The 6,789-nt window shown below is 65.1% G+C and carries 7 protein-coding genes; 6 read left to right on the forward strand and 1 reads right to left on the reverse strand.

What is annotated here, in order from left to right; translation table 11 throughout:
• Window positions 1-1,255: autotransporter outer membrane beta-barrel domain-containing protein (locus EOA36_RS22415; RefSeq protein WP_127279470.1), on the forward strand; the 1,255-nt coding region annotated here is incomplete at its 5' end.
• A 73-nt stretch (window positions 1,256-1,328) separates the two neighbouring features.
• On the opposite strand, the gene EOA36_RS22420 is transcribed toward EOA36_RS22415, so the two are convergent.
• The gene (locus EOA36_RS22420; protein WP_127279471.1) at window positions 1,329-1,952 is read right to left on the reverse strand and encodes a LysE family translocator; all 624 of its coding nucleotides are present in this window, start codon (window positions 1,950-1,952) and stop codon (window positions 1,329-1,331) included.
• Between the two features lie 110 nt (window positions 1,953-2,062).
• Between EOA36_RS22420 and EOA36_RS37370 the strand changes: the two genes are divergently transcribed.
• The 5 genes from EOA36_RS37370 to EOA36_RS22445 form a co-directional block, all read left to right on the forward strand.
• Window positions 2,063-2,212, forward strand: a complete 150-nt coding sequence (locus EOA36_RS37370) for a hypothetical protein (protein ID WP_167531394.1) — start codon at window positions 2,063-2,065, stop codon at window positions 2,210-2,212.
• 250 nt (window positions 2,213-2,462) lie between these two features.
• Complete coding sequence (locus EOA36_RS22430; protein WP_127279473.1) at window positions 2,463-3,230, forward strand: L,D-transpeptidase; 768 nt, start codon at window positions 2,463-2,465, stop codon at window positions 3,228-3,230.
• 92 nt (window positions 3,231-3,322) lie between these two features.
• Window positions 3,323-4,489: a diphosphate--fructose-6-phosphate 1-phosphotransferase gene (locus tag EOA36_RS22435; RefSeq protein ID WP_127279474.1), complete on the forward strand. Its 1,167-nt coding sequence runs from the start codon at window positions 3,323-3,325 to the stop codon at window positions 4,487-4,489.
• Window positions 4,490-4,523: 34 nt separating this feature from the next.
• A complete protein-coding gene (locus EOA36_RS22440; protein WP_127279475.1) occupies window positions 4,524-5,243 on the forward strand; it encodes an MBL fold metallo-hydrolase in 720 nt (239 codons plus the stop codon).
• A 188-nt stretch (window positions 5,244-5,431) separates the two neighbouring features.
• Window positions 5,432-6,789 (forward strand): DegQ family serine endoprotease (locus EOA36_RS22445; RefSeq protein ID WP_145969258.1); only part of this gene is annotated, 1,358 nt, incomplete at its 3' end.

The raw sequence follows: 6,789 nt of genomic DNA on the forward strand, positions 1-6,789 counted from the left end.
GAACACACCGGCAACACCGGCCGCCGGGCCGTCGGCGCTCGAACCGACGCAGCAACCAGAGCCGGAGCCGCCGCCGTCCGAGCCGCCGCCGCCGCCGTCCGAGTTGCCGCCGGTGCCGGTGCCGACCGATGGCGACATCAACAATCCGCCGGTCGATTCGACACCGCCGGTGCAGGCGAGCGACCCCGAACCCGAGGCGCCGCCGCCACCGCCGCCAGCGCCGCCGGCTGATCCACCACCGCCACCACCGGTGGTGCCGACCGCCGTTCCGGACCTGCCGACGCCGGCTGCCGGCGAGACGATCCTGCTCTACCGCATCGAGGTGCCCACCTATTCGGCCTTGCCGCCGGTGGCCGAGCACCTTGCGATGACGACGCTCGGCACCTTCCACGAGCGGCGCGGCGAACAGAGTCTGTTGTCGAACGCCGAGCTGTCGCCTGTCTGGGGCCGCATCTACGGCCAGGACGCCAAAATGGGCTGGTCGGGAACGGTGTCGTCGTCTTTCGACGGCACCTTGTTCGGCCTGCAGGCGGGCTTCGACGTCTTCGGCCGCGAAACCGCTTCGGGCGGCTTCGATCGCGCCGGCCTCTTCGTCGCCTATGCCAGCATGAAGGGTGACGTGCGCGGCCAGGCTCTGGGGCAGAATGATCTGTCCGTGGGCGGGCTCGATGTCAGCGGCACCAGCGTCGGCGGCTACTGGACCCGCATCGGCCAGGGCGGCTGGTACCTCGACGGGGTGCTCATGGCCACCTTCTTCGGCGGCGACGCGACGTCGTCGCGCGACGTTGGCATCGACATTGGCGGAACAGGTGTCACCGCCTCGCTGGAGGGCGGCTATCCCATGGCGCTGGCGCAGGGCTGGACGCTGGAACCACAGGCGCAACTGATCTGGCAGCATCTGTCGCTCGACGATACCAAGGACCGTTTCTCGTCGGTCTCATTCGATAGCGACGGCAGCGTCACCGGCCGGCTGGGCGCTCGGTTGCAGGGCGAGGCTTCTGTCAACGGCATAGCGCTGCAGCCCTATCTCAAGGCCAATATCTGGCATGATTTCGGCGGCACCGACCGTGTCAGCTTCGACACCACCGACATCTCGACCGAGGGCAGGTCGACCTCGTTCGAGTTCGGCGGCGGTATCGTCGCCAAGGTGACGGACAAGGTCAGCATCTTCGCCACCGGCGATTACACCACCAACCTTGACGGCGACAAACGCCGCATCCTCGAGGGCAATCTGGGCTTCAGCGTCAAATGGTGAAGCAAGCTGTGCTGATGTTCAGCTAGTGCCAGCCTGACCTGAATCTCAACACGCCTTGGCCGCGCCTGCTTTCTCAATTGCCGGACCGCATCGCCACCGTGGCGATGCCGGCGCCGACCAGCAGCGTGCCGCCGGTGCGGTTGAAGATGCGGATCGCCCTGGGATTGCGCACCACGTTGCGGGCGCGTGCCGCGATCAGCGCGTAACCGAAGGCGTTGGCGAAGGCGAGCGCCAGGAAGGTCGTCTCGAAAACCAGCATCTGCGTCCAGAAACTGGCATGCCGGTCGAGAAACTGCGGCAGGAACGCAACGAAGAAGGTGATGCTCTTCGGGTTGAGCGCGGTGACCAGCCAGGCATGCGCCATCATCTTGGCCGACGACACCGCGTCGGTGCGCGGTTCGGCCCTCAGCGTGCCGCCGGCGCGGAACAGTTTCACGCCGAGATAGATCAGATAGCCGGCGCCGATCAGCTTCAGGATGGTGAAAACACCAGCGGAAGCCGCCAGCAGCGCGCCGATGCCCAGCATCGACAAGGTCATGGCGGTGAAGTCGCCGAGCGCCACGCCGACGGCCATCGGCAAAGCGGTGCGCCAGCCCTGGCCCAGCGCATAGGACACGACCAGAAGGATGGTCGGACCCGGGATCACAAGGAGGATGGTCGACGCGGCAGCGAAGGCGGCCCAGTTTTCGAAGGACATGCTCGTCTCCTTTGAGCTCAAAGAAGAGGATAAATCCTTGGGTCCCGAAAAATGTAAAGGGCCGAATCTTTGTTTTTTGCGCATTCCGGTCGGGCAACCGGTACGACCTTATGGACTACGACATCAATTGCGCCAGCGGCAGCCCGGTGTCAGTTCGCGCCGCCCAGCGTGCTCACGATATCGGCCAGGCTGACATTGGCACCGAGAACCGTGGCGGCCGCGACAATGGCAGCGGCAAAAAGCTTGATGTCGGTTTTTAACGTCTTGCACATGGAGGCCCCTCGCTGATCATCGGGAGAGGTAGGAAACACCAGCGCCGGGATTGTGACCTGACAGGGGTGATTTTGTGCCTGACACTGGATGACGGTCGCCGGGAGGGCGGAACGGCGTTTCCGGCAATGCGCAAACGCAAGCAGCGCAAGGCATTCACGCTTTATCAACCATGAATGATGAAAATGCCCGCTATCCGGCCGGACCGTGCTTCCCGCCGACAGCGTAGGGTTTGGGTATATGCGTGAGTTGCCGCAAGGTCCGACGCCGCCGCGAAACGGCGACGCAATCGAAACCGATCTTCTCCTCTCCCGCCGCGCCGTCCTGTCCGGGGCGGGCGCCTTGGCGCTGCTCGGCGTCGCCGGCTGCTCGACTTCGGGTGGCGGCGGCCTGCCGGCGCTCCAGCTCGACGATACGGTCACCGGGTCGGTGCCGATCCGGCCCTCGATCAGCGTCGACAAGAACATCACCAGCGCCGACGTCATGTATGCCGCGCTGACCGACAACGGCTTCAACGTGCCCGAGGTGCCCTATCTCAAGGTGAAGCCGGAATTCCGCCGCCAGATCGTCGTCGACACGACAGGCGAGGCGCCCGGCACGATTGTCGTGCATCTCAAGGAGCGCATGCTCTATCTCGTCCAGCCGGGTGGCGACGCCATCCGCTACGGCGTCGGCATCGGCAAGGACGGGTTCCGCTGGTCCGGCCGGGCCAACATCCAGTACGGCCGCGAATGGCCGACCTGGACGCCGCCGCCCGAAATGATCCAGCGCAAGCCGGAACTGGTGAAGTGGCAGGGCGGCCAGCCCGGCGGCCTCACCAATCCGCTTGGCGCCCGCGCGCTCTACATCTACCAGGATGGCAAGGACACCGGCTACCGCATCCACGGCTCGCCCGAATGGTGGAGCATCGGCCAGGCGATGTCGTCGGGCTGCGTGCGCCTGATCAACCAGGACATCATCGACCTCTACAGCCGGGTATCGAAGAAAAACCCCGTCGTCGTCATGTGATCGTGGCCACGTTTTGCGGCCGCCAGACTCTTCCGTTGCGCGAGGCGAGAAGACAGGCCAAGGTGCCTTGAAAACCTCGGGAGACGTCAGGAATGGCCGGAACTTTTGTTATCGCGCAGGGCGGCGGTCCTACCGCCGTCATCAACCAGACGGTGGTGGGCGCCACTCTGGAGATCCGCAAGCGACATCCCGGCGCCAAGGTGCTGGGCTCGATCCACGGCGTGCGCGGCATTCGTGACGGCAACTATGTCGACCTTTCGGCCATTCCCGAGGACCGGCTGCGGCTGATTGCCGGAACGCCGAGCGCGGCACTGGGCTCGACGCGCGACAAGCCGGATGCTGCCTATTGCGAGGTCATCCTGAAGGGCCTGCAGAAGGCGGGCGCCGACGCCTTCATCTACATTGGCGGCAACGACACCTCGGGCACGCAGCAGATCCTGACCGATGCCGCCGGCGGCAAGATCGCTTTCGTCCATGCGCCGAAAACCATCGACAACGATCTCGAGGAAAACGACCATACGCCGGGCTTCATCTCGGCGGCCGAATTCGTCGCCGGCGCCTTCCTGTCGGTCGACCTCGATTTTCGCGCGCTGCCCGGCATCTATGTCGGCATCGTCATGGGCCGGCATGCCGGCTTCCTGACCGCGGCCGCCGCGGCCTGGCAGCTCGACCCCGACAGCGGCCCGCATCTCGTCTACGTGCCGGAGCGGCCGTTCTCCGCCGCAGGCTTCATCGAGGACGTGCGCGCCACGCTCGACCGCCACAAGCGCTGTATCGTCGCCGTGTCGGAAGGCGTCAGCACCGCCGACGGCAAGGCGCTGGTCGAAAGCCTGGTGCCGGCGGACAAGCTCGAACGCGACCAGCACGGCAACGTCAAATTGTCGGGCAGCGACCTGCCTGCGGCGCTCGAACGGGCATTGGCCGAAGGGCTGCCGGGCAAGCGCGCCCGCGTCGACGCACTCGGCTACATGCCGCGCGGCTATGTCGGCGCCATCAGCGCGGTCGACGCGCAGGAGGCCTTCGATGCCGGCGCCTTCGCCGTCGGCGTCGCCGAACAGGGCGGCGGCTCGGTCGCGCTGCAGTATGATGGCAGCAAAATAGTGCTGAAGAAGGTGCCGCTGAAGAACGTCGCCGGCAAGACCCGGCACATGCCCGACGATTTCATGAAGTCCGACGCCAACCAACTGTCCGAGACCGGCATGGCCTATCTCAAGCGGCTGGTGCCGGAAAAATACAAGGTCGGAAAACCGTTCGTCTGATCTTGGGCTTGGAATTAATGCCCGGTCCCGCCTGATGGAAAACTGGTTCAGCAAGCGCATCGTCGACGACAGGACGATGATGCTGACCGAGCCGTTCGTGCACGACTATGTGCGCGCCAACATCTGGCATTTCACCGGTCGCGACGCCGACCTTCTGGTCGACACCGGCATGGGCATCTGTCCACTGGCGCCGCAGATAGAGACGCCCGCAGGCAAGCCGCTTCTGGTCGTCGCCACCCATATCCACCTCGACCATGTCGGCTCGCTGCACGAATTTCCGCTGCGGGCCGGGCCAAGGATGAGCGCGGCGCAATTCGAGAGCATGGATGAGGCCGCGACCTACGCCTACATGTTTCACGATCTCGAGGGCGCGGTTTCGAAGCTGCCCGAGCCGGGTTGGAAGTCGGCGGATTACAAGATCCCATCGGCGCCGCTGACGCGGACCCTTGACGAGGGCGACGTGGTCGACCTCGGCGACCGGCAATTTCGCGTGCTGCACCTTCCCGGCCACTCGCCGGATTCGATCGCGCTTTTCGACGAGGCCGATGGCCTGTTCTTTAGTGGCGACGCCATCTATGACGACACGCTGATCGACGATCTGCCGGATTCCGACAGGGGCGCTTATGCCAGCACGATGCGGCGCCTGCTCGACCTGCCGATCCGCATCGGCCATGGCGGCCACGGCCCGAGTTTCGACGGCAAGCGCATGCGTGAAATCGCGTCGGCCTATCTGCGATCCGTAAGCGCGCTCTGAATTAAATCTTCGTAAGGTCGGGCAAAAACCCTAATTCGGGCCATTCGGCACCCTAGATACCTCGTGTCGATCCGGCCGGCCGCCATGTACGGCGAGACAGGCCATCCCGGCCGTCGACACGCTGACGGGCGCCTTCTCCCAAGAGCCGCCCGAGGCGCCGGATCAACCCTCGCCCGGACAGAACGACCATGTCACCTCTTGGTATTCTTCGTAGGCATCGCGTCGCCGCCCTGCTGGGCGCCGCGCTGATCATCTCCCCCGCCGTCGTCTCCCTCGCTCAAAATGCCGGCAATGGCGGCTTGAGCAACGTCGCTGCGACGACGCAGACCCCTGTCGCAGGGATAACGGCTCCGAACGGATCGTTCGCGCCCATCGTGGCTTCGACCAAGCCCGCTGTCGTCACGGTCACGACAGTCATGAAGGCGCAACCGGATGCCATGAGCGAAGGTTCGCCTGAGAGTTCGCCCTTTGGCGGCAATTCGCCCTTCGACGACTATTTCCGCCAGTTCTTCGGCGATCAGGGCATGCCTGGTCCAAAGACGCCTCCGCAGCAACAGCAGTCGCAGCGCGCCGAGGCGCTCGGTTCGGGCTTCATCGTCAGCGCCGACGGCACCATCGTCACCAACAACCACGTCGTCGACGGCGCCTCCTCGATCAAGGTCACGCTCGACGACGGCACGGAGCTTCCGGCCAAGCTGGTCGGTCACGACGCCAAGAACGATCTCGCGGTGCTGAAGATCAAGGCCGGCAAGTCGCTGCCGACCGTGAAATGGGGCGACTCCGACAAGCTCATGACAGGCGACCAGGTGTTGGCGATCGGCAATCCGTTCGGCATCGGCACCACGGTCACGGCCGGCATTGTCTCGGCGCGTGGCCGTGACCTGCACAGCGGGCCGTTCGACGATTTCATTCAAATCGACGCGCCGATCAATCACGGCAATTCCGGCGGCCCGCTGGTGGATGTCAGCGGCAATGTCGTCGGCATCAACACGGCGATCTATTCGCCGAATGGCGGCAGCGTCGGTGTCGGCTTCGCCATTCCGTCGGACCAAGCAGAGAAGGTGGTTGCCAAGCTGATGAAGGGTGGCGACATCGAATACGGCTATCTCGGCGTCGAGATCCAGCCGGTCACCCCGGACGTGGCCAGCGCCATCGGGCTCGATCATCCCGCCGGCGCCTTGGTCTCGCAGGTCAATGACGGCTCGCCCGCGGCCAAGGCCGGTGTCGAGACCGGCGATGTCATAACCAGCTTCGCCGGACAGGACGTCAAGGATCCCAAGGATCTGTCGCGGGCTGTCGCCGACGTCGCGCCGGGTGCCAGGAAGACACTGGATGTCTGGCGCAAGGGCAAGGCCATGCGGATTTCCGTCGATGTCGGCCGCAACAGCGACGATGTGAAAACGGCATCCACCGGCGATTCCAGCGCGCCGGGGACAGAACAGGGCTCCCGCGCGCCGGCCATCGGCCTCGGCCTGATGGACATCACGCCCGACATCCGCCAGCAGATGAACCTGGCCGACAACGAGCGCGGCGCGGTGGTCGCCAC

This window comes from Mesorhizobium sp. M8A.F.Ca.ET.021.01.1.1, assembly GCF_003998025.1.
Taxonomy (GTDB): domain Bacteria; phylum Pseudomonadota; class Alphaproteobacteria; order Rhizobiales; family Rhizobiaceae; genus Mesorhizobium.

Excerpts from the sequence above, each read along its gene's own strand:
- EOA36_RS37370 (WP_167531394.1), top strand. The coding sequence starts at position 2,063 with ATGGACTACGACATCAATTGCGCCAGCGGCAGCCCGGTGTCAGTTCGC.
- EOA36_RS22420 (WP_127279471.1), bottom strand. The coding sequence starts at position 1,952 with ATGTCCTTCGAAAACTGGGCCGCCTTCGCTGCCGCGTCGACCATCCTC.
- EOA36_RS22435 (WP_127279474.1), top strand. The coding sequence starts at position 3,323 with ATGGCCGGAACTTTTGTTATCGCGCAGGGCGGCGGTCCTACCGCCGTC.
- EOA36_RS22440 (WP_127279475.1), top strand. The coding sequence starts at position 4,524 with ATGGAAAACTGGTTCAGCAAGCGCATCGTCGACGACAGGACGATGATG.
- EOA36_RS22430 (WP_127279473.1), top strand. The coding sequence starts at position 2,463 with ATGCGTGAGTTGCCGCAAGGTCCGACGCCGCCGCGAAACGGCGACGCA.